The 22309-nt window shown below is 72.2% G+C and carries 17 protein-coding genes and 1 pseudogene; 13 read left to right on the forward strand and 5 right to left on the reverse strand.

Features of this window, described 5'->3' with window-relative positions:
• Positions 1 to 690: 690 nt before the first annotated feature.
• Positions 691 to 1383, forward strand: a pseudogene (locus ABZV42_RS40660) (tetratricopeptide repeat protein); the annotation flags it as partial.
• 384 nt (positions 1384 to 1767) lie between these two features.
• Here ABZV42_RS40660 and ABZV42_RS40665 read toward each other — a convergent pair.
• Positions 1768 to 3060 (reverse strand): DUF1015 domain-containing protein, encoded by a 1293-nt coding sequence (locus tag ABZV42_RS40665; RefSeq protein ID WP_356057224.1) that lies wholly within the window; start codon positions 3058 to 3060, stop codon positions 1768 to 1770.
• A 72-nt stretch (positions 3061 to 3132) separates the two neighbouring features.
• Between ABZV42_RS40665 and ABZV42_RS40670 the strand changes: the two genes are divergently transcribed.
• From ABZV42_RS40670 to ABZV42_RS40685, 4 genes are all read left to right on the forward strand, one after another.
• A complete protein-coding gene (locus ABZV42_RS40670; protein ID WP_355990455.1) occupies positions 3133 to 4161 on the forward strand; it encodes an HAD hydrolase-like protein in 1029 nt (342 codons plus the stop codon).
• 410 nt (positions 4162 to 4571) lie between these two features.
• Positions 4572 to 5615, forward strand: a complete 1044-nt coding sequence (locus ABZV42_RS40675) for an iron chelate uptake ABC transporter family permease subunit (protein ID WP_355990458.1) — start codon at positions 4572 to 4574, stop codon at positions 5613 to 5615.
• Between the two features lie 20 nt (positions 5616 to 5635).
• The gene (locus ABZV42_RS40680) at positions 5636 to 6712 is read left to right on the forward strand and encodes an iron chelate uptake ABC transporter family permease subunit (RefSeq protein ID WP_355990484.1); all 1077 of its coding nucleotides are present in this window, start codon (positions 5636 to 5638) and stop codon (positions 6710 to 6712) included.
• Positions 6709 to 7590 (forward strand): ABC transporter ATP-binding protein, encoded by an 882-nt coding sequence (locus tag ABZV42_RS40685; RefSeq protein WP_355990460.1) that lies wholly within the window; start codon positions 6709 to 6711, stop codon positions 7588 to 7590. Before ABZV42_RS40680 ends, ABZV42_RS40685 begins: the two co-directional genes overlap by 4 nt.
• Here the strand turns inward: ABZV42_RS40685 and ABZV42_RS40690 are convergent.
• A complete protein-coding gene (locus tag ABZV42_RS40690) occupies positions 7574 to 7921 on the reverse strand; it encodes an SCP2 sterol-binding domain-containing protein (protein WP_355990462.1) in 348 nt (115 codons plus the stop codon). The two genes, ABZV42_RS40685 and ABZV42_RS40690, sit on opposite strands and share 17 nt — an antisense overlap.
• A 42-nt stretch (positions 7922 to 7963) precedes the next feature.
• Between ABZV42_RS40690 and ABZV42_RS40695 the strand changes: the two genes are divergently transcribed.
• From ABZV42_RS40695 to ABZV42_RS40720, 6 genes are all read left to right on the forward strand, one after another.
• Entirely contained in the window at positions 7964 to 8290 is a 327-nt protein-coding gene (locus tag ABZV42_RS40695; RefSeq protein WP_356057227.1) for a hypothetical protein, read from the forward strand.
• Positions 8291 to 8365: 75 nt separating this feature from the next.
• The gene (locus ABZV42_RS40700) at positions 8366 to 9181 is read left to right on the forward strand and encodes a TlyA family RNA methyltransferase (protein WP_355990466.1); all 816 of its coding nucleotides are present in this window, start codon (positions 8366 to 8368) and stop codon (positions 9179 to 9181) included.
• Positions 9178 to 10083 (forward strand): NAD kinase, encoded by a 906-nt coding sequence (locus ABZV42_RS40705; RefSeq protein WP_355990468.1) that lies wholly within the window; start codon positions 9178 to 9180, stop codon positions 10081 to 10083. Before ABZV42_RS40700 ends, ABZV42_RS40705 begins: the two co-directional genes overlap by 4 nt.
• 200 nt (positions 10084 to 10283) lie before the next feature.
• Entirely contained in the window at positions 10284 to 12026 is a 1743-nt protein-coding gene (recN, locus tag ABZV42_RS40710; protein WP_355990470.1) for a DNA repair protein RecN, read from the forward strand.
• A gap of 230 nt (positions 12027 to 12256) precedes the next feature.
• Entirely contained in the window at positions 12257 to 12604 is a 348-nt protein-coding gene (locus ABZV42_RS40715; RefSeq protein WP_356057229.1) for a hypothetical protein, read from the forward strand.
• Positions 12605 to 13088: 484 nt separating this feature from the next.
• Positions 13089 to 14225 (forward strand): glycosyltransferase family 4 protein, encoded by a 1137-nt coding sequence (locus tag ABZV42_RS40720; protein WP_355990474.1) that lies wholly within the window; start codon positions 13089 to 13091, stop codon positions 14223 to 14225.
• Between the two features lie 16 nt (positions 14226 to 14241).
• On the opposite strand, the gene ABZV42_RS40725 is transcribed toward ABZV42_RS40720, so the two are convergent.
• From ABZV42_RS40725 to ABZV42_RS40735, 3 genes are all read right to left on the reverse strand, one after another.
• Positions 14242 to 15870, reverse strand: coding sequence for a PucR family transcriptional regulator (locus ABZV42_RS40725; protein WP_355990475.1), 1629 nt, complete (start codon positions 15868 to 15870; stop codon positions 14242 to 14244).
• Between the two features lie 101 nt (positions 15871 to 15971).
• Positions 15972 to 17366: an FAD-binding oxidoreductase gene (locus ABZV42_RS40730; RefSeq protein WP_356057231.1), complete on the reverse strand. Its 1395-nt coding sequence runs from the start codon at positions 17364 to 17366 to the stop codon at positions 15972 to 15974.
• Between the two features lie 109 nt (positions 17367 to 17475).
• Complete coding sequence (locus tag ABZV42_RS40735) at positions 17476 to 19278, reverse strand: glycoside hydrolase family 15 protein (protein WP_355990487.1); 1803 nt, start codon at positions 19276 to 19278, stop codon at positions 17476 to 17478.
• A gap of 548 nt (positions 19279 to 19826) precedes the next feature.
• On the opposite strand from ABZV42_RS40735, the gene ABZV42_RS40740 reads away from it, so the two are divergent.
• Both ABZV42_RS40740 and ABZV42_RS40745 read left to right on the forward strand, forming a co-directional pair.
• Positions 19827 to 21494, forward strand: a complete 1668-nt coding sequence (locus tag ABZV42_RS40740; RefSeq protein WP_355990479.1) for a CTP synthase — start codon at positions 19827 to 19829, stop codon at positions 21492 to 21494.
• 119 nt (positions 21495 to 21613) lie between these two features.
• Complete coding sequence (locus tag ABZV42_RS40745; RefSeq protein WP_355990482.1) at positions 21614 to 22240, forward strand: NUDIX hydrolase; 627 nt, start codon at positions 21614 to 21616, stop codon at positions 22238 to 22240.
• Positions 22241 to 22309 lie beyond the last annotated feature (69 nt).

The following is a 22309-nucleotide window of genomic DNA, read 5'->3' on the forward strand; positions in this document are numbered from 1 at the left end:
GGCGGTAGCAGTGGTGGCGGGTTCCGCCGTGACGACCGTGGCAGCAGTGGCGGTAGCAGTGGTGGCGGGTTCCGTCGCGACGACCGTGGCAGCAGTGGCGGTAGCAGTGGCGGCGGGTTCCGTCGCGACGACCGTGGCAGCAGTGGCGGTAGCAGTGGCGGCGGGTTCCGCCGTGACGACCGTGGCAGCAGTGGTGGCGGGTTCCGTCGCGACGACCGTGGTGACTTCCGCCGCGACGACCGCCGCGACGACCGCCGTGATGACAACCGTGGCGGCGGTGACCGCCCGCCCTTCCGCCGTGACGACAACCGTGGTGGTGGCGACTTCCGTCGTGACGAGCGCCCCAGCGGCCCCCGTCGTGACGGTGACCGCCCGCCCTTCCGCCGTGACGACAACCGTGGTGGTGGCGACTTCCGTCGTGACGAGCGGCCCAGCGGCCCCCGTCGTGACGGCGACCGCCCGCCCTTCCGCCGCGACGACCGCGATGACCGCCGCGACGACCGGCGTGACGACAGCCGCGGCGGTGGCTTCCGCGGCCGCGACGACCGCGGGCGTGACGACCGAGGACGTGGTGGACCGCGCGGCGACGACCGGGGCGGGCGCTCCGGCGGCTTCCGCGGTCGCGACGACCGGCAGGGTGGCGGCGGTTTCCGTGACGAGCGGGACCGCGACCGTGAGCCGATCAAGCGTCTGCCGATCCCGGACGAGGTCACGGGTGAGGAGATCGACGCGGATGTGAGGCAGGAGCTCATGAGCCTGCCCAAGGGTCTCGCCGAGGAGGTCTCCCGCAACCTGGTGATGGTCGCCCGGCTCATCGACGAGGACCCCGAGAGCGCCTACGCGTACTCCAGGATCGCCCTGCGACTGGCTTCGCGTGTCGCCGCGGTACGCGAGGCGGCCGGTTTCGCCGCGTACGCGAACCAGAAGTTCAGCGAGGCGCTCGCCGAGTTCCGCGCCGCGCGCCGGATGACCGGCAGCGTGGAGCTGTGGCCCGTCATGGCCGACTGCGAGCGCGGCCTCGGCCGGCCCGAGAAGGCGCTGGAGATGGCCGGCGCTCCCGAGGTGCAGAAGCTGGACAAGGCGAGCCAGGTCGAGATGCGGCTCGTGGCGGCCGGTGCCCGTCGGGACATTGGCCAGCTGGACGCCGCCATCGTCACACTTCAGAGCCCCGAGCTCGCCTCGAACTCCGTCCAGCCCTGGACGGCGCGACTGCGGTACGCCTACGCCGACGCGCTGCTCGCTGCCGGGCGCGAGGACGAGGCACGTGAGTGGTTCGCCAAGACGGTCGAGTCCGACAAGGACAGCAGCACGGACGCCTCCGACCGACTCGCCGAGATGGACGGTGTCGAGTTCGTCGACGCGTTCGTCGAGGACGACGACGAGCCCGAGAGCGGGCGGGCGGCCGAGTCCGAGTCCGAGTCCGGTACGGAGGTCCGCGCCAAGGACCAGTACCAGGACGAGGACGAAGATGAAGACGAGGACGAGGACGACGAGATCGCGGCCGTGACCACGGACGGGATCACGAACGACGTCGACGACCTCGATGAGGAAGAGGACCACCGCGAGGTCGACAGCGAGGTTGACAGCGACGTCGACAGCGAGGACGACAGCAAGGACGACGGCGACGTCGACAGCAAGGACGACGGCGAGGACGACGCTCCTCACCGTCCGCAGAACTGACGCCGGCACTCCGGCGAAAACACGTGGGCGGCGGGACACCGGAAGGTGTACCGCCGCCCACGTGGCGTTTCCGGGGTCCGCGCCCTCTCAGGAGGCGAACGCCCGCAGGACCAGCCCCGAGGCCGGCTTCGGGCCGAAGGACGTCGACTTGCGCGGCATCGTGACCCCCTGGCGGGCGAGATCGCGTACGATTTCCTCGCGGACCGGGTGCATCAGGACGGCCGTGCCTCCGTCGCGCTCCGCCTTCTCGACCGTGGCGACCGTGTCGTGGATGTACGCGATGTGCGCGGGGGAGTCCTCCGGGATGCCCCACACATGGTCGAGGAGGGTGGCGTGCAGGACCGTGGCGTCCAGCGTGCGCCAGGCTTCCGGCCGGCCGGCCGGGACCGTACGGGCGAGGAGGTCCGGCGACGGGCGGTCGACGAGATGGAAGGTGCCGTCGCCCGCGAGGAGGAAGGCGTTTCCCTCGGCGGCCGCGGCGGAGAGGACCTCCAGCGCCTCGGCGAGGGGCACGTGGAGGCGGCGTACCCGGAAGGAGTCCCCGAGGGCGGCCAGGGCCTCGGCGACCGGCAGGCGGTGCAGCAGGCGATGGATGGCCCGGACCCGCAGCGGGTAACGCGCGGTGTCCACCAGGAGGACCAGACCGTAGTCCCAGGGGCTGGGGGAGGGGTGCTCCGCGCGTAGACGCAGATAGGTCGCCCAGCGGTGGTGACCGTCGGCGATCAGGGCCTGGTGCCGGCCGAGGTCCGTGCGGATCTCCGCGAGCTCCGCCGCGTCCGTGACCGCCCACAGGCGATGGCTGATGCCGTCCTCCGTGGTGGTGGCCAGCAGCGGCGGCAAGGCCGTGGTGCGTTCGATGACGGCGTCGGCGCCGTATCCGGAGCCATTGCCGCGATAGGTCAGCAGCAGGGGTTCGAGGTTGGCGGACGTGGCGCGCATCAGGGCCGCCCGGTCCTCGATGATGTGCGGCATCACGTCCTCGTGCGGGAGCACGACACCGTCGGCGGGATCGGACAGGCGCAGATTGCCGATCACGCCCCGTTGCAGCAGGTCGCCGTCGCGCTGCTCGTACACGTACAGGCCCGGCTCGGGGTCGGCGGCCAGCACGCCCTCCGACAGCCAGCGGCGCAGCGTGTCGGCGGCCTGCTGGTTGCGGGCGGCGGGGGTGCCGTCCTGGGGGAGGATCAGCCGGACGATGTTGTACGGGTCGGCCGATTCGAGTTCGAGCAGTCCGTCGGGCCGCACGATCACGTCGTACGGCGGGGACGTCACGGCGGCCAGGCTGCCGACCCGGTCGGGGTCGTAGCGCAGGCCTCGGAACGGGGTGAGTTCGAGGCCGCTCCCTGCCGGTGTTTCCTCCTCGGGACCTGCATAGTTCATTGGGGCATCGTAAGTGTGTCAGTGGCATGCGCGATGATCGGGGGAAAGAGATCGAACGAGGAGCGATGCGCAATGAGCCAGACCGTCAGGACGCGGCCCGAGGGCATCGGGCAGCCGCTGAGCGAGGCGTACGACACCGCGCTGCTGGACCTGGACGGTGTGGTGTACGCGGGCGGTGACGCCATCGCCCACGCCGTGGATTCGCTGGCGACGGCGCGCGCGGGCGGAATGCACCTCGCGTACGTCACCAACAACGCGCTGCGCACCCCGGACGCGGTCGCCGGGCACCTCACGGAGCTGGGTATACCGACGGTGGCCTCGGACGTCATCACTTCGGCGCAGGCCGTGGCCCGGCTCATCAGCGAGCAGGTGCCGGCGGGGTCGCGCGTCCTGGTCATCGGCGGTGAGGGCCTGCGGGTCGCGCTCCGTGAGCGTGGGCTCGAGCCGGTCGACTCGGCGGAGGACGAGCCCGTCGCGGTCGTCCAGGGGTACGGCGGTCCCGATCTGACCTGGTCCCGCTTCGCGGAGGCGTGCTACGCCATCGCGCGCGGGGTGCCCTGGTTCGCGTCCAACACGGATCTGACGATCCCGGGCGCACGCGGGATCGCGCCCGGCAACGGCGCGGCGGTGGAGGTCGTCCGCATCGCCACGGGTGCCGAGCCGCAGGTGGCGGGCAAGCCGCTGCCCCCGATGCACCGCGAGACGGTTCTGCGGACCGGGGCCGAGCGGCCGCTGGTGGTCGGGGACCGGCTGGACACGGACATCGAGGGCGCGTTCAACGGAGAGGTGGACTCGCTGCTCGTCCTGACCGGTGTGACGGACGGAGCACAGCTCCTCGCCGCGCCGCCGCAGCACCGGCCGACGTATGTCGACGCAGATCTGCGCGGCATGCTCACCGGGCAGCCCGAGGTCGTCGAGGCGGGCGACGGGTTCCGCTGCGGCGGGTGGACGGCAACGGCGGGCGGTGGGGAGCTCACGCTGACGGGCGAGGGCGAGGCTCTCGACGGACTGCGGGCCCTGTGCGCGGCGGCGTGGACGGCCGCGGGCGAGGGCACCTGCGAGCTGGACGGGGGGAAGGCGCTGGCGCGGCTGGGACTCTAGGCACTCCGGCGGCCGGGCAGGGCGGGGCGTCGACGCCGGTATCGATATCGGTGACGGTGTTCGCCCAGCCGTGGCGCGGACGTCCTTGCCGGTGGCCCGCGTTCGGCCGTGCGAGGCTGGCGCGATGGCCCGCGTTCGCCCGTTCGGGGCCGGGGCGGTGGAGGTGTCCGCGCGTGCACGGCCGAGACGGTGGCCCGCGTTCGCCCCTTCGGGGCCGAGGCTGTGGAGATGTCCGCCCGTGCGGGGCCGAGGTGGGGCGGTGGCCGCTCCGGGGCAGGTGGCCGATCGGGTCGGTGGCCGGTCCGGGTTCGGCGCGGGTTGCAGGCGCGGGCCTCGTGTACGGGTGGTCGGCGCGGGCCCGGCGTGCGGGGGCATCGAAAGGTGATGCGAGGGTAGGCTAACCTAACCTCGTGTTGGTCGACAGTCCTCCTGAACAGCGCGCGGAAACCGCCCCCGCGCCCCCAAACCGCCGGGCGATACGGACTCTTGGACTCCTCGTCTCCGTGGGCGTCCTGCTGCTGGTCGCGCTGGCGAGTATCGCTATCGGCGCGAAAGCGCTGCCGCCGGACCAGGTGTGGCACGGTCTGTTCCACGACTCGGGGACGTACGCGGACGTCGTGGTCGGTGACCGGATCTCGCGCACCGTGCTCGGGCTGCTGGTCGGCGCCGCGCTCGGGCTGTCCGGCGCCGTCCTCCAGGCGCTCACCCGCAATCCCCTCGCCGACCCCGGTCTGCTCGGGATCAACGCGGGTGCCTCCGCCGCCGTGGTCACCGCGATCACCTATTTCGGCGTCACCTCGCTGAGCGGCTACGTCTGGTTCGCCTTCTTCGGCGCGGCCGCCGTCGGAGCTCTGGTCTGGTTCCTGGGCGGCAGCCGGGGCGCGACCCCGGTGCGGCTCGCGCTCGCCGGAACCGCCATCAGCGCGGCGCTGTACGGCTATCTGCAAGCCGTGATGATCATGGACGACGCGGCCCTCGGCAAGATGCGCTTCTGGACGGTCGGTTCGCTGGCCGCCGCGACCGACTCGACGATCGAGCAGGTGGCCCCGTTCCTCGCCGTCGGCACCGTTCTCGCGCTGGCCCTCGCCAGGCCGCTGAACGCGGTGGCCATGGGCGACGACACCGCCCGCGCGCTCGGCGCCGACCTGAACCGCACCCGCGCGCTGTCCATGGCCGCCGCGACCGTGCTCTGCGGCGCGGCGACCGCGGCCTGCGGACCGATCGTGTTCGTCGGGCTCATGGTCCCGCACGCCGTCCGCTCCTTCACCGGGCCCGACCTGCGCTGGATCCTGCCCTACGCCACCGTGCTGTCGCCCGCGCTGCTGCTGGGCGCCGATGTCCTGGGACGGATGGTCGCCCGGCCGGCTGAGCTCCAGGTCGGCATCGTCACCGCGGTGCTGGGCGGCCCGGTCTTCATCTTTCTCGTACGGCGACGGAGGACGGCGCAGCTGTGACGACCCCACGTGTCCGAAGCATCCGAAGCACCCTCGGCCGGCGCGCCCCGGTACTTCCCGCGCGCCGCGTCCGGGCCGTCAGGACCGGCGGCGGGCTGTCCTTCCGCCTCGACCTCCGCACGTTCACCGTGGTCGTCCTGCTGCTGGTGGCCGCGGCCACGGCGAGCGTGGTGCTCATCGGCACCGGCGACTTCCCGATTCCGGCCGGCGACGTGCTCAGGACCCTGGCCGGCGACGGCAGCCCCAGCCAGGAGTTCATCGTCAACGACCTGCGGCTGCCGCGCGTACTCGTCGGGCTGCTGGTGGGGGCCTCGCTCGGGCTGGCCGGAGCGCTCTTCCAGTCCGTCTCCCGCAATCCGCTCGGCAGCCCCGACGTGCTCGGGCTCGGACAGGGTTCCACCGCCGGAGCCCTCATCGTGATCGTCCTGTATTCGGGCAGCGCGACCGAGGTCGCCCTCGGGGCGCTCATCGGCGGACTCGTGACCGGGCTCGCCATCTATCTGCTCGCCTGGAAACGGGGCGTGCACGGCTACCGGCTGGTCCTGGTCGGTATCGGTGTCTCCGCGATCGTCACGGCGGTCAACGGCTATCTCCTCACCAAGGCCGACCTCGTCGACGCGGCCCGCGCCGTCGTCTGGATGACCGGTTCCCTCAACGGCCGTGACTGGGCCCAGGTCTGGCCCCTGCTCGTCATGTGCGCCGTGCTCGTGCCCCTCGTCCTCGGTAACGCGCGCGGGCTGCGGATGATGGAGATGGGCGACGACGTGTCGTACGCCCTCGGAGTGAGTGTCGAACGGACGCGGCTGCTGCTGATGCTGGCAGCCGTGCTGCTCACGTCGGGTGCCACCGCCGCCGCGGGCCCGGTCGGTTTCGTGGCGCTCACCGCGCCGCAGCTGGCCCGGCGGCTCACCCGGTCGCCAGGACCGAACCTCGTGCCGTCGATGTGCATGGGCGCGACCCTGCTCATCGTCGCCGACTGGGCCTCGCAGCGGGCCTTCGGCGCCGACCAGCTGCCCGTCGGCGTCGTCACCGGCGTTCTCGGCGGCGTCTACCTGCTGTGGCTCCTGGTCACCGAGCGCAAGGCGGGCCGGATATGACCCGCCCGGCGAAGGCCGCCCCCGTGACCGCGTGCGAGAACACCCCAAGGAGCACTGTGAACCGCCTGTCCGCCGACGACGTCACCCTCGGCTACGACCAGCGCGTCATCGCGGAGAAGCTGTCGGTGGAGATCCCCGACAACTCCTTCACGGTGATCGTCGGCCCGAACGCCTGCGGAAAGTCCACACTGCTGCGCGCCCTCTCGCGCATGCTGAAGCCCTCGGCGGGGCGGGTGCTGCTCGACGGGCAGGTCATCCAGTCGATGTCCGCCAAGAAGGTGGCGCGCACGCTCGGGCTGCTGCCGCAGTCGTCGATCGCGCCGGACGGGATCACGGTCGGCGACCTGGTCGGCCGGGGCCGTTACCCGCACCAGGGCCTGCTGCGCCAGTGGTCGGCGGAGGACGAGCGGGTGGTCCAGGAGTCGATGGCCTCGACCGGTGTCGCCGAGCTCGCCGATCGCTATGTCGACGAATTGTCCGGCGGTCAGCGTCAGCGCGTGTGGATCGCGATGGCGCTCGCACAGCAGACCCCGCTGCTCCTCCTGGACGAGCCGACGACCTACCTCGACATCCAGCACCAGATCGACGTCCTCGACCTGTGCGCCGAGCTCCACGAGACCCAGCGCCGCACCCTGGTCGCCGTACTGCACGACCTCAACCACGCGGCCCGGTACGCCACCCACCTGATCGCCCTGCGCGACGGCGAGGTCATCGCCGAGGGAGCCCCGAACGACATCGTCACGGCCGGCCTGGTCGAGGAGGTCTTCGGACTGCGCTGCCAGGTCATCGAGGACCCCGAGACGGGGACACCGCTCGTGGTGCCCGCGGCGCGCAGGGCCAGGATCCGTGCCGTCGCGGCCGCTACAGAAGCGTCCTGAGCCGGAGCAGGTCGCGCAGGCCCGCCTCCAGTTTCACCCGGCCCGAGCCCCAGGCCCTGGCGAAGTTCAGCTCGCCGTTCACCATCGACACCAGGTCGTCGCCGTTCATGGTCAGCCGGATCTGGGCCCGCTCGGGGGGCGGGCCCCGGAGCGTGTCGAGCACCTCGATCCGGCCACCCCTGAGGCGGCCGACGAAGGTGATGTCCAGGTCGGTGATACGGCAGCTCAACGAGCGGTCCAGGGCCGCGGCGGCACGTACGTCCCCGTCGGCGCCCGCCATGTTGTCCGAAAGTTTGTCGAGTGCGGTGCGGCACTCCTCAGTCGTCGCCATCGTGATCGACGGTACCGCAGCCCTTCGCGGTAGCGTCGGGGCATGAACGACTCAGACCCCTCGGTCCCCGAGGGCGAGCTTCCCGAGGCCGTGACCGCGGGAGAGCCCGGCACGCCCGCCGAGGCGGAACCGGAACCGGCGTACGACCCCGCCGCACCGGCCCCGCTGAACGTCCCGCGGGTCCCGACGGGCGACGCCGACGTCGACGCCGGGCTCGACCGGCTGGCCGACGCCGACCACCTCGCCACGGACGGACACCTCGAGGTGTACGAGGATGTGCACCGGGGGCTGCGCGACGCGCTCACCGCGCTCGACGTCCGCCCGGCAGGTCCGGCTCCCGCCGGCCGTCCGGCCGCCGCCCCTCAATGAGATCCTTCAGGACACCCGGGGATACTCCCGGGCACCCCTTTCCATCGCCGTACGACCGCAGGAGCTGAACCGAACGTGGCAGGAGTGGCACGCCGCCGCCTCGACGCCGAGCTGGTCCGCAGGAAGCTCGCCCGCTCGCGCGAGCACGCCGGACAGCTGATCGCCGCGGGCCGGGTCAGCGTGGGCAAGACCCTCGCGACCAAGCCCGCCACGCAGGTCGAGACCGCCGCGGCGATCGTGGTCAGCAAGGACGACAGCGACCCCGACTACGTCTCCCGCGGCGGACACAAGCTCGCCGGCGCGCTCGCGGTCTTCGGGCCACAGGGCCTGAAGACCGCCGGGCGCCGGGCGCTGGACGCCGGAGCGTCCACCGGAGGCTTCACCGACGTACTGCTGCGCGCGGGCGCCGCCCATGTCGTCGCCGTGGACGTCGGTTACGGACAACTCGCGTGGTCTCTCCAGAGCGATGAACGCGTCACCGTCAAGGACCGTACGAACGTACGCGAGTTGACGTTGGAGGCGATCGATGGGGAGCCCGTGGACCTTGTTGTCGGGGATCTGTCCTTCATCCCGCTCGGACTGGTGCTGCCCGCCCTCGCGCGGTGCACGGCGCCGGATGCCGATCTGGTGATGATGGTCAAGCCGCAGTTCGAGGTGGGGAAGGACCGGCTGGGCAGCGGCGGTGTCGTGCGCAGCCCGGAGCTGCGCGCCGAGACCGTGCGCGGTGTGGCGGGGCGAGCCCGTGAACTGGGGCTCGGAGTGAAGGGCGTGACAGCGAGCCCGTTGCCCGGACCGTCGGGCAACGTCGAGTACTTTCTGTGGCTGCGGGCCGGGGCACCTGACCTCGACCCGGCAGACGTTGACCGTGCAGTGGCGGAGGGGCCGCGTTGACACAGACCCGAGCTCGTACTGTTTTCCTGCTGGCCCACACCGGGCGGCCGGCAGCCATCCGCAGCGCCGAGCTGGTCGTCCAGGGGCTGCTGCGCTCCGGGATCGGCGTGCGGGTGCTGGCGGCCGAGGCGGCCGATCTGCCGCTGCCGGAAGAGGTGGAGCTGGTCCAGGAGGCGACCCCGCAGTGCCTCGACGGCTGTGAGCTGCTCATCGTCCTAGGTGGTGACGGAACGCTGCTGCGCGGCGCCGAGTTCGCCCGCGCCTCCGGGGTGCCGATGCTCGGCGTCAACCTCGGGCGGGTCGGCTTCCTCGCCGAGGCCGAGCGCGACGACCTGGACAAGGTCGTCGACCGGGTCGTCACCAAGGCCTACGAGGTCGAGGAACGCATGACGGTCGACGTGGTCGTGCACCGCAACGGCGACATCGTGCACACCGACTGGGCGCTGAACGAGGCGGCCGTGCAGAAGGTGTCCGCCGAGAAGCTCCTCGAAGTGGTGCTGGAGATCGACGGGCGGCCCGTCACCGGGTTCGGCTGCGACGGGATCGTCTGCGCCACCCCGACCGGGTCGACGGCGTACGCCTTCTCCGCGGGCGGGCCCGTGGTCTGGCCCGAAGTCGAGGCGCTGCTGATGGTGCCGATCAGCGCGCACGCCCTCTTCGCCAAGCCGCTGGTCACCTCGCCGGACTCGGTGCTCGCCGTGGAGGTGCTGCCGCACGTCCCGCCGGGTGTCCTGTGGTGCGACGGCCGGCGCACGGTGGAGCTGCCGCCCGGCGCCCGAGTCGAGGTGCGGCGCGGGGCCGTGCCGGTACGGCTGGCCCGGCTGCACCACGCGTCCTTCACCGACCGGCTGGTCGCCAAATTCGCCCTGCCGGTCGCCGGCTGGCGCGGGGCACCGCACTAGGAGCAGGTCCGGCACCCGGGTTCCGCCCCGGGTGCCGGACCGCCTCCGTGCCCCGAGTGCCCGACCGCTTCCGTGCCCCCGTGTCCCGGGCGCCCGGGGCCGCCTCCGCGCGGGCCGTCGGCGAACGAGATCACCCCCGGAAGGTAACGCTCGGTTCTCTTTGCGGGGGGCGGCGTCGCACGTGGCCGGGAAAACCTCGTATGGTCGGGGACGTGTTGGAGGAGATGCGGATACGGTCGCTCGGAGTCATCGACGACGCGGTAGTCGAGCTGTCACCCGGCTTCACCGCCGTGACCGGTGAGACCGGTGCGGGCAAGACGATGGTGGTCACCAGTCTCGGGCTGCTGCTTGGCGGGCGCGCGGACCCGGCCCTCGTAAGGATCGGCGCCAAGAGCGCGGTCGTGGAGGGGCGGATCAGCGTACCCGCGGGCGGGACGGCCGTCGTACGGGCCGAAGAGGCAGGTGCCGAGCTCGAAGACGGTGTGCTGCTGATCAGCCGTACCGTTTCGGCCGAGGGGCGCTCACGCGCGCACCTGGGCGGGCGCTCGGTGCCGGTGGGCGTGCTCGCCGAACTCGCCGACGAGCTCGTCGCTGTGCACGGCCAGACCGACCAGCAGGGGCTGCTCAAGCTGTCCCGGCAGCGGCAGGCCCTCGACCGGTACGCGGGTGACGCGGTCGCCGTGCCGCTCGCCAAGTACGCGGGCGCCTACCGCCGGCTGCGGGCGATCTCGGCCGAGCTGGACGAGATCACGACGCGCGCGCGGGAACGGGCCCAGGAAGCCGACATGCTGCGCTTCGGACTCGACGAGGTCGCGGCCGTGGAGCCGCGCGCGGGCGAGGACGTCGAACTGGCGGCGGAGGCCGAGCGGCTCGGTCACGCCGAGGCCCTGGCCTCGGCCGCCACGGTCGCGCACGCGGCACTGGCGGGCAACCCCGAGGACCCCGAGGGCATCGACGCGGCCACGCTCGTCGCGGGCGCGCACCGGGCCCTTGAGGCCGTACGGTCGCACGACTCGGCCCTCGCCACGCTGTCAGGGCGGATCGGGGAGATCGCCATCCTGCTCGGCGACGTCGCGGGCGAACTCGCGGGCTACGCCGCCGACCTGGACGCCGACCCGCTGCGGCTGGCGGCCGTCGAGGAACGCCGGGCCGCGCTCACCCAGCTCACCCGGAAGTACGGCCAGGACATCGACGCCGTGCTCGCCTGGGCCGAGCGGAGCGCCGAGCGGCTCACCGAGCTCGACGGCGACGACGACCGGCTCGGCGAGCTGACCGTCGAGCGGGACGCGCTGCGCGGTGAACTGGGCGGGCTCGCCCAGGCGCTGACGGACGCCCGTACGGAGGCGGCCGAGCGGTTCGCCGCGGCCGTGACCGCCGAACTGGCCTCGCTCGCCATGCCGCACGCGCGCGTGTCCTTCGAGATCCGGCAGGCCGAGGACCCGGAGGGGGTCGAGGTCGGCGGACGCCCGGTGGCCTACGGTCCGGCCGGTGTCGACGAGGTGGAACTCCTGCTCGCACCGCACCCCGGGGCGCCGCCCCGGCCCATCGCCAAGGGCGCGTCCGGCGGTGAGCTCTCGCGCGTGATGCTCGCGGTCGAGGTCGTGTTCGCGGGGACCGACCCCGTGCCGACGTATCTCTTCGACGAGGTCGACGCGGGCGTCGGCGGCAAGGCCGCGGTCGAGATCGGACGCCGGCTGGCGCGGCTCGCCCGGACCGCGCAGGTCGTGGTCGTGACCCACCTCCCGCAGGTGGCCGCCTTCGCCGACCGGCAGCTGCTGGTCGAGAAGACGAACGACGGGACGGTGACCCGGTCCGGAGTGAAGGTCCTGGAGGGCGAGGAGCGGGTCCGCGAACTGTCCCGGATGCTGGCCGGCCAGGAGGACTCCGAGACGGCCCGCGCCCACGCGGAGGAACTCCTGGCCACGGCTCGCGCCGACGGCTAGGGACCCGGCCCGGGGCGGTTCGCCGTCCGTGCACGCGGTCGCGCCGTTCCTGCAGGGGCGGCGCCGGCTGGCCGCGCATCGTAGGCGGTGCGAGCGGGGTGTCCGCCCTTGTCCGACGGTGTGTCTGCGTCTCGGCCGGCCCCGCCGTCAGTAGCCTCGCGGTGCCGGTCGCCGAGGACGGGGATCCCTCCCGGAGCCGCGCCCACTTGTCGAGACATGGAGCGAGGCTCATGACAGAGGACCAGGTCGGCCGCAATCTCAAGGGCATGGACGATCTCGATTTCGACGGATGGAACAGGGCCGACTGGCACGGTGTGTTCGCCCACCACCACACCGACGACGTCCTGGTCGACTGGAAGGGCGAGCCGCCCACCCATGGAGTCCAGGAGCACATCGACGCCATGAAGGCCTACGTCGAATCGGCCGGCGGCACGCCCCCGCAGATCACGTCCCACCCCATCGCCTTCGGCTCGGGTGAATGGACCTGTGTCATCGGCGAGTTCGAGGGCGGCGGACGCATGGTCACCGTCGCGAAGTGGCACGACGGCGCGATCTCCGAGGAGTACATCTGGGCCTGACACAGGCTCAGGACCCGTACAGGCCGTAGCGAACAGCCCCGTCCCCGCGGCCTGTTCGCCATGGCCTGTTCCGTGCTCCCTCCATGCCGGCCCCGCGGCAGCGAGCCGGCGAGGACGTCGGGGCGCACCGGGGAGTGAGGGCCGCCGGGCGCGCCGTGTCACGCGGGGCGCGCCTTTCGGTACGCGGGTGCACCCTCGGCGCGGGGTGGCGTTCGACACGACACCGGCCTGCTTGGCCTCGTGCGGGATTCCCCGGGGTCCCTTCCTCCCCGGAATGGACCATTCATCACTCGTGCGGGTGACCGTCGTCGCCGGGTTGCCCTGTCTGACGTGCCCTCGTCGTGATGGCGGTGCCGGAACGCCCGGACGGCCTGGCATCCTTGGCGTAGTACGCGGTGCACGACATGCGGTATCCCTTCCTCCGCACGATCCTTCTGTACGTTTCCTCGTGACCGTCCGACGCCGAACCAGGAGCCCCGGCCACGTGAGCCACGTGAGCAGCCACTCACCGCCCGGCCAGTCGCCGCTGCGCACCGTGCAGGTGCTCGGCGGCGGAAGCGCGGGCAGCAGCGCGCATGTGCGGTCGCTGGCGGCGGGACTGGTCGCCCGGGGGGTCCGGGTCACCGTCTGCGCTCCCGCCGAGGCGGACCGCGAGTACGGCTTCACCGGGGTCGGCGCCCACCACGTTCCCGTGCCCCGCAGCAGCGACCCCGCCTCGGTGTCCGCGCTGCGGGCGGCCTGCGCGGACGCCGATCTCGTGCACGCGCACGGGATCCACGCGGCGCTGCGGGCGGTCCTGGCGCTCAGCGGGCGGCGCGTCCCCCTCGTCGTCACCTGGCACACCCGCTCGGAGGCCGACGGCGCCCGGGCCCACGTCCTGAGGCTCCTCGAACGCCGGGTCGCCAGAGCCGCCGCCGTGGTGCTCGGCACCTCGTCCGACCTGGTGGACCGGGCCCGCAGGAGGGGAGCCCGTGACGCGCGGCTCGCCGCCGTCGCGTTCCCGGCACCGTGCCCGCCCGCCGAGCCGGTGGAACCCGACCGGTCCCTGCACAAGGCGCGGGCCGAACTCGGCGCGACCGGCCGCCCGTTGCTCATCGCGGTCGGCTCGCTCGACCGGCACCGCGGCTACCACACCCTCCTCGACGCCTCGCGTGCCTGGTGCCGACTCGACCCCGTGCCGCTGCTGGTGATCGCGGGGGAGGGGCCGCTGCGCCCCGTGCTCCAGCGCCGGATCGAGGACGAGGAACTGCCGGTCCGGCTCATCGGGCGGCGCGAGGACGTAACGGAACTGCTCGCGGCGGCCGACCTCGTCCTGCTGCCCAGCAGATGGGAGTCGCGCTCCCTGCTGGCGCAGGAGGCCCTGTACGCACGCGTTCCGCTCGTCGCCACCGCGGTCGGGGGCATCCCCGAGATGGTCGGCGACGCGGCCGAACTCGTCCCGTACGGGAACGCGAAGGCGCTCGCCGACGCCGCCGTACGGCTGCTCGCCGATCCGGCGCGCCAGGAGGTGCTGCGCGAGAAGGGCGCCCGGCAGGCCGCGACCTGGCCGACCGAGGACGAGACGGTGGCCCAAGTGCTCAGCGTCTACGACGAGTTCACCCGGTTCCGGCCGCTGGTCTGACACCGGCCGGCACTCCTCAGGGAACGTGTCTGCGTGCGCGCAGCGCCAGGCTCAACGCCAGTACCGTCTGCGGGTCGTCCAGGTCCATGCCCAGCAACTCGCCGATCCTGGCGAGGCGGTTGTACAAAGTCTGCCGGTTCAGGTGCAGTTCGCGGGCGGTCTCCGCCTTGCGGCCCGCGTGCGCCAAGTACGTCTGAAGGGTGGGCAGCAGAGGCGGTTTGGAGCGGGCGTCGTGGTCGCGCAGCGGGCCGATGGCGCGCTCCACGAAGGCGGCCAGGTCGGGGTGCTCGCGCAGCCGCCACAGCAGCAGGTCGATGTCCAGACGCCGGGCGTCGTACCAGGGCCGGTCGGACAGGCCCTGCGCGGCCGTGGCCGTCTCCGCCGCGTGCCGCAGGCCCGCCGACGCGGCCGCCCAGCCTCCCGCGACCCCGACCACCACCACCGGCGGCTGCGCCCCGGGCCGCTGCATGCCCGCACGCTCCACCCCGGCGCGCAGCGCCGCCGCGACGCGGTCGGCGACGGCAGCCCGCTCCGACTCCGAGCGCAGGCCGAGCAGCAGCGGGACCCGGCCCTCGACGGGACGTACGCCCAGCAGGACCGGGACGCCCACCGAGGCCAGTTCCTCGGCGACGGCGCGGGCCAGGACCGCCCAGCCGCCCCCGGGCGCGAGGCCGTCGGCGAGTCGCATCACGACCGGCAGGAGCGGGCCCGCGCCCGGCTTGAAACCGAGCACCCGGGCCTGCGCCGGCGCGTCCTCGGCCTCGATTCGGCCCTCGGCGAGGTCGGTCAGGAAGTCGCCGCGCCCCCGCGCCGCCAGTTCCTCCTCCTGGCGGGCCTGCATCAGCACGACGGCCAGGATGCCGGCGGCCCGCTCGGCGGCGATCCGGTGCACCGGGGCGACCGGCGCGCCGACGGGCAGCAGCACCAGACGGGCCCGTACGGAGCCGGTGCCGGGGCCGCCGCCCGGCACGTCCACCAGGGTGGTCCCGGCGGGCGGCTCCTCCTTGTGCTGGCCGCGCAGCCCTTCCCAGACCTGGAGCGGGTCGGCGCCGGCGGTACCCGCCCCGGCGGCGTACAGCAGCTGCCCGTCGGCCGTCTCCAGGAAGACCGGGTTGCCGCTGAAGTCGGCGAGAATGCGCAGGACCTGAGGTACTCCGCCGCCGCCGAGCAGGGCCTCGGTGCAGCGCCGGTGGACCTCCTCGGCCTGCTGGAGCAGTGCGTAGTGACCGTTGACGATCTCGGTGTGGATCTCCTCCGTGACGGTCACGAAGGGGACCTCACGGTGCAGCTGGACCAGCGGCAGACCGGTGGACCGTGCGGTCTCCACGAGTGCGGCGGGGAGCCGGGTGAAGCGCGGGCCGAGTTCCACGACGAGCGCCGCGATCCCCCGCTCGGCGAGGGTGCGGACGAACGCGCGCTGGTCGGCCGGGCGGGTGCCGAGCCCGTACCCCGTGGTCAGCAGCAGTTCGCCGCCCTTGAGCAGCGAGGCGATGTTCGGCACCTCGCCCGCGTGCACCCAGCGCACGGTCCGGTGCAGCCGGTCGGCCCCCGCGATGATCTCCGGCAGCCCGCTGCGCAGGCCGGGCAGCTCGAGGGCCCGCTGCACGGTGATTCCGGCGCCTTGCGTGTCGTAACGGCTGTCCATGCAGCGGACGCTACCCGCGGACGGCTTCCGGGGGCATCTCAGGGCCGCGACGGGCGCTCAGGAGAGCCGCCGCGGGCGGTGTGTGCGGGAGAGCGCCGAGGTCAGGCGGTGACCGGTACCGGGGTGATGTTGTGGTTGAAGCGGAACACGTTGTCCGGGTCGTACTCGGCCTTCACCGCGGCAAGACGCCGGAGGTTGTCCTCGCCCAGGCCGGCCGCCACGCGGTCCTTGCCCTCGTCCCCGATGAAGTTCAGATAGACCGCGCCGGTGCTCCACGGCCGCACGCCCTCGCGGACCTTCCCGACCCACTCGATGCAGCGGAGGTCGTCGGCCGGGTCCTCCCAGATCCCGAAGGGGTGCACGGCCCAGGACGCGTCGCGGTAGGGGACCGGGAACCGCGACGGTCCGGCGGCGATGGCGCCGCCCTGCGGGAACAGCACGTGCTGGTTCCCGGTCGGGACGGGCATGGCGTCGCCGAGGGCGCAGAACACGTCCACGAAGTCGTCGGGCGCGCCGGTCAGATACTCGGCCGACCAGTAGTTCCGCAGGCCGGGCGGGTCGTCGATCATGCACTGGAAGTCGGCGTAGGGCAGGGCGGTGACGATCTCGACCTCGTGCGGCAGCGCCAGCAGCGGCTGGGCGATCTTGCGCATGTCGTCCTCGCCGCCCGCGTACGCGACGAGGGCGCCGCACAGCCGCTGGCCGACCAGTTCCGCGGGCACGAACTCCTCGGGCGGGCCGGTCAGGTAGAGGATGCCGCCGCTCGCCTCCGGCGGCCCGTTCGCGATGATCTCGCGGTAGACGCGGACCACTTCGGGGCCGTGCTCGGGCCGGTACATCAGCAGGGCGATGGAGAACTCCGGCAGCGGATGCAGCTTCAGGGTGAGCGCGGTGGCCACCCCGAAATTCCCGCCGCCGCCGTGCAGGGCCCAGAACAGCTCCGGGTTCTCCTGGTCGGTGGCGAGTACCGGCGTGCCGTCGGCGGTCACCAGCTCGACCCCGAGCAGATTGTCGACGGCCAGGCCGCAGGAGCGGTCGAGCCAGCCGCTGCCGCCGCCGAGGACGAAGCCGCCGACGCCGGTCGTCGAGGCACGGCCGCCGGTGGTCGCGAGGCCGTACGGCTGGGTGGCCCGGTCCAGATGGCTCATGAGGGCTCCGCCCTCGATCCGGACCGACTCGGACCCGGGGTGGACGGTGACCGTGTGCATACGGCTGAGATCGATGACCAGACCGCCGTCGTTGAGCGACATGCCGGCGACGCTGTGACCGCCTCCGCGTACGGCGATCGGCAGATCCAGCTCACGCGCGAAGCGCACCGAGCGTGTCACGTCGGCCTCGCCCTCGCATCGCGCGATCACGGCGGGCCGCCGGTCGATCATCGCGTTGAAGATCGTCCGGGCCTCGTCGTACCCCGGATCGTCGGGGGTGACCACGTCACCGGAGAGACCCGCGCGGAGCGCGGCCAGTGCCGCGCCGGCCTTCGAGAGGGGAGCCATGGAAGCCGCCCCCTTCCATGAGGGGACAGGACTCCTACCAGGCTAGGCGGGCACGGAGCTCGGGGCGCGTCGGGGAGCCGTGTCCCCCACGCGCCCGGCACGGACCGGCTCAGCCGCCGTACGCCCCGCTCGCCGTCAGCCTGAGGGCCGTGTCGATCAGCGGAACGTGGCTGAAGGCCTGCGGGAAGTTCCCGACCTGGCGCTGAAGACGCGAGTCCCACTCCTCGGCCAGCAGACCCAGGTCGTTGCGCAGGTCCAGCAGGCGCTCGAAGAGCTTGCGGGCCTCGTCGACCCGGCCGATCATCGCGAGGTCGTCGGCCATCCAGAACGAGCAGGCGAGGAAGGCGCCCTCGTCGCCCTCGAGCCCGTCCACGCCCGCGTGTTCGCCTGAGGTCGGATAGCGCAGGATGAAGCCGTCGGAGGTGGACAGCTCGCGCTGGATCGCCTCGATGGTGCCGATCACCCGCTTGTCGTCCGGCGGCAGGAAGCCCATCTGCGGGATGAGCAGCAGCGAGGCGTCGAGCTCCTTGGAGCCGTAGGACTGCGTGAAGGTGTTCCGCTCCTGGTCGTAGCCCTTCTCGCAGACGTCCCGGTGGATGTCGTCGCGCAGTTCGCGCCATTTCTCCAGCGGGCCGTCCGCGTCCCCGGACTCGATGAGCTTGATCGTGCGGTCGACGGCGACCCAGGCCATCACCTTGGAGTGCACGAAGTGCCTTCGCGGGCCCCGGACTTCCCAGATTCCCTCGTCCGGCTGGTCCCAGTGGGTCTCCAGGTAGCGGATCAGCTTCAACTGGAGCAGCGAGGCGTAGTCGTTGCGGGACAGGCCCGTCATATGGGCCAGGTGCAGGGCCTCGGTGACCTCGCCGTAGACGTCGAGCTGGAGCTGGTGCGCGGCGCCGTTGCCGACCCGGACGGGCGCCGAACCCTCGTACCCGGGAAGCCAGTCGAGCTCGGCCTCGCCCAACTCCCTTTCCCCCGCGATGCCGTACATGATCTGGAGGTTCTCCGGGTCGCCGGCGACCGCGCGCAGCAGCCACTCGCGCCAGGCGCGGGCCTCCTCGCGGTAGCCGGTGCGCAGGAGCGAGGAGAGGGTGATGGCCGCGTCGCGCAGCCAGGTGTAGCGGTAGTCCCAGTTGCGTACGCCGCCGATCTCCTCCGGGAGGGAGGTGGTGGGCGCGGCGACGATGCCGCCCGTGGGCGCGTACGTCAGGGCCTTGAGCGTGATCAGGGAGCGGACGACGGCCTCGCGGTAGGGGCCGTGGTACGTGCACTGGTCGACCCAGTCGCGCCAGAAGTCCTCGGTCGCCTCCAGCGACTGCTCGGGCTCGGGCAGCGGCGGCGGCTGCTTGTGCGAGGGCTCCCACGAGACGGTGAAGGCGATCCGCTCGCCCGGCGCCACCGTGAAGTCGGCGTAGGTGGTCAGGTCCTTGCCGTAGGTCTGACAGTTCGTGTCGAACCAGACCGAGTCGGGTCCGGCGACCGCGACCGTGCGTCCCTCGTGCCGGCGCACCCAGGGCACGACACGGCCGTAGGAGAACCGCATGCGCAGCGTGGAGCGCATCGGCACCCGGCCGGTGACGCCCTCGACGATCCGGATCAGCTGCGGCGCCCCGTCACGGGGGGGCATGAAATCGGTCACCCGGACCGTGCCGCGCGGTGTGTCCCACTCGGACTCGAGGATCAGCGAGTCGCCGCGGTACCGGCGCCGCGACGCCGCGGGCGGCCGCTCGTCGGCCGCGTGCGCGGGACCGAGCCGCCAGAATCCGTGATCCTCCGTGCCGAGCAGTCCCGCGAAGATGGCATGGGAGTCGAAGCGGGGCAGGCACAGCCAGTCGACTGTGCCGTCCCGGCAGACCAGCGCTGCTGTCTGCATGTCTCCGATGAGTGCGTAGTCCTCGATGCGCCCGGCCACGTGCATCTCCAGTCGAACGGCCACGGCGCCCCTTCGCGGGGCGGTCGCTCTTGCGGTCAAAGGGAACGTAGGTACTGCAAAACAGTAGGCAATGGGGGTCGGTAACTGCGGAACGTCGATGATGGGGGACGTCCGTCGTGCGTCGCTGCGAAACGCCGGTTGTCGGTGCGATGGGCGATGCGATTGTCGTCTCGAAACGAACTGACAGGCCCTCTTTGTTCCGGTTACGGGCGGGATGGTGCCGTGTGCCGGAGAGGCTCGGCAGCGAGTGTCCGAGCAGGATACGACGCACGTGGATGATCCGCGTGCCGCTCCGGGCAACCCGGCTGAGCCGATCGAGTGAGCGGTGTGTGAGGTGTGTGCCGAGCCGGGTGCACAGGTGTGCGCGGAGCGTGGCCGGAAGCGACCTCCTCCGGTCGCTGATACCCTGGTAGCCCGTGGACCGGTGGGCAAGAAACCCCCGAACCGCAGCGACGGCAACCCCCGGAAATCTCCGGGTCCCACGCCGGCACGCACCCCAGACCGACCACGGGAGCCCCCTCTTGGCCATGCCGCCCAGTGCTTTTCGAAACAGCACAGCCACGACGACCAAGCACATCTTCGTCACCGGGGGTGTCGCTTCGTCCCTCGGCAAGGGACTGACCGCCTCCAGCCTGGGCGCGCTGCTCAAGGCACGGGGTCTGCGCGTCACGATGCAGAAGCTCGACCCGTACCTGAACGTCGACCCGGGCACCATGAACCCGTTCCAGCACGGCGAGGTGTTCGTCACCAACGACGGCGCCGAGACGGACCTGGACATCGGGCACTACGAGCGCTTCCTCGACGTGGACCTGGACGGCTCGGCCAACGTGACCACCGGCCAGGTGTACTCCACCGTCATCGCCAAGGAGCGGCGCGGCGAGTACCTCGGTGACACCGTGCAGGTCATCCCGCACATCACCAACGAGATCAAGCACCGCATCCGCCGTATGGCGGCCGATGACGTCGACGTCGTCATCACCGAGGTCGGCGGCACGGTCGGCGACATCGAGTCGCTGCCCTTCCTGGAGACGGTCCGCCAGGTCCGTCACGAGGTCGGCCGCGACAACGTGTTCGTCGTGCACATCTCGCTCCTGCCGTACATCGGCCCGTCCGGCGAGCTGAAGACCAAGCCGACGCAGCACTCGGTCGCCGCACTGCGCAACATCGGTATCCAGCCCGACGCCATCGTGCTGCGGGCCGACCGCGAGGTCCCCACCGCCATCAAGCGCAAGATCTCGCTGATGTGCGACGTCGACGAGGCCGCCGTCGTCGCCGCGATCGACGCCCCGTCGATCTACGACATCCCGAAGGTCCTGCACACCGAGGGCCTGGACGCCTATGTCGTCCGCAAGCTGGACCTGCCGTTCCGTGACGTGGACTGGGCGACCTGGGACGACCTGCTCGACCGCGTCCACAACCCGGTCCACGAGATCACCATGGCGCTCGTCGGCAAGTACATCGACCTGCCCGACGCCTACCTCTCGGTCACCGAGGCGCTGCGCGCCGGCGGTTTCGCCAACAAGGCCCGGGTCAAGATCAAGTGGGTCGCCTCGGACGACTGCAAGACCCCGGCGGGCGCGGCCAAGCAGCTCGGCGACGTCGACGCGATCTGCATCCCCGGCGGCTTCGGCGACCGCGGTGTGTCCGGCAAGGTCGGCGCGATCCAGTTCGCCCGCGAGAACCGCATCCCGCTGCTCGGCCTGTGCCTCGGCCTCCAGTGCATCGTGATCGAGGCCGCGCGGAACCTGGCCGACATCCCCGACGCCAACTCCACCGAGTTCGACTCCGGCACCGGCCACCCGGTCATCTCCACGATGGCCGAGCAGCTCGACATCGTGGCGGGCGAGGGCGACATGGGCGGCACCATGCGCCTGGGCATGTACCCGGCCAAGCTCGCCGAGGGCTCGATCGTGCGCGAGGTGTACGACGGCAAGGAGTACGTCGAAGAGCGCCACCGCCACCGCTACGAGGTGAACAACGCCTACCGCGCCGAACTGGAGAAGAAGGCCGGCCTTCAGTTCTCCGGCACCTCCCCGGACGGCAAGCTCGTCGAGTACGTCGAGTACCCGCGCGATGTCCACCCGTACCTGGTCGCGACCCAGGCGCACCCCGAGCTGCGCTCCCGCCCGACCCGGCCGCACCCGCTCTTCGCGGGCCTGGTCAAGGCCGCGGTGGCGCGCAAGACGGGCAAGTAGGACCGAGCAGTACCAGGTTGTACGGTGACCGGGGTGCGTGTCCGCGGGTTCTCCCGCCGGGCGCGCACCCCGGTTCCGTCACCGGACCGGATTCTTTTGCGCGTGTGGGAGGACAGGCCATGACGATCAAGGACACCCCCGAGGAGTGGGAGGTCCGGGCGACCGAGACCCCCTTCAAGGGCAACAAGACCTCGGTGCGCACCGACGACGTGGTCATGCCCGACGGATCCGTCGTCCGCCGGGACTACCAGGTCCACCCGGGCTCCGTGGCCGTGCTCGCCCTGGACGAGGAGGACCGTGTCCTGGTCCTGCGCCAGTACCGCCACCCCGTGCGTCACAAGCTGTGGGAGATCCCGGCGGGACTGCTCGACATCCCCGGCGAGAACCCGCTGCACGCCGCCCAGCGCGAGCTCTACGAGGAGGCGCACGTCAAGGCGGAGACCTGGCGTGTGCTGACCGACGTCTACACCACGCCCGGCGGCTGCGACGAAGCCATCCGGATCTTCCTGGCCCGCGATCTCTCCCAGGCGGAGGGCGAGCGGTTCGAGGTCGAGGACGAGGAGGCCGACATGGAGCTGGCCCGCGTCCCACTGGGTGAACTCGTCGACGGTGTACTGGCCGGCGACCTGCACAACAACTGCCTGGTCGTGGGGGCCCTCTCGCTCGTCGCCGCCCGGCAGGGCGCCGGACTCGACGCCCTGCGCCCGGCCGGGGCGCCCTGGCCCGCCCGCCCCTTCGAGGCCTGACCCGGCCCCCGGGGCGGCCGCGCCGTTCCCCCCGCCCGCCTCGGACGGGCGTATACGCCCGTCCGAGGC

Origin of the sequence: Streptomyces sp. NPDC005281 (assembly GCF_040607495.1) — a bacterium.
Classification (GTDB): domain Bacteria; phylum Actinomycetota; class Actinomycetes; order Streptomycetales; family Streptomycetaceae; genus Streptomyces.